Origin of the sequence: Flavonifractor sp. HCP28S3_F3, from assembly GCF_052065355.1 — a bacterium.
In the GTDB taxonomy this organism is placed as follows: domain Bacteria; phylum Bacillota; class Clostridia; order Oscillospirales; family Oscillospiraceae; genus Flavonifractor.
Map to the genome: position 1 here is coordinate 1 of NZ_JBQHUF010000048.1, position 464 is coordinate 464.

At 48.3% G+C, this 464-nt stretch carries 2 tRNA genes; both read left to right on the forward strand.

Features of this window, described 5'->3' with window-relative positions:
* The first annotated feature begins 33 nt into the window (after positions 1-33).
* A tRNA-Ile gene (locus tag ACTNB1_RS14900) sits at positions 34-110 on the forward strand.
* 14 nt (positions 111-124) lie between these two features.
* A tRNA-Ala gene (locus ACTNB1_RS14905) sits at positions 125-200 on the forward strand.
* The last annotated feature ends 264 nt before the right edge of the window (positions 201-464 follow it).

A 464-nucleotide genomic window follows, 5' to 3' on the forward strand; every position in this document is an offset into this window, starting at 1 on the left:
GTTGTTTAATTTAGAGGGTACACGCGGCCCGATGGGCCCATAGCTCAGCTGGCTAGAGCGCACGACTGATAATCGTGAGGTCGGTGGTTCGAGTCCACTTGGGCCCACCACAATCTCTCTCGATGGGGGTATAGCTCAGCTGGGAGAGCACCTGCTTTGCAAGCAGGGGGTCGTCGGTTCGAGTCCGACTATCTCCACCAATTCAATACTGGATCGAAGCACCTGGCAACAGATGTTTCGATCTGGCCTTGAAAGAGGCTGGAAGTCAGCACCTTGAAAACTGAACAATGCAGAATGAAAGTACAAGAGCAAGCAACAGAGGGCAAACAGCAATGTTGTGGAACTTATAAGTAATAGAATGGCGATAGCTGTTCTAGTGAATGGGTAAAACAATGTAGCCAATTGCAAACTTCTGTGATGCCTGCATAATTCATGATCGAATAGAGAACAGCTCAGAAATGAGA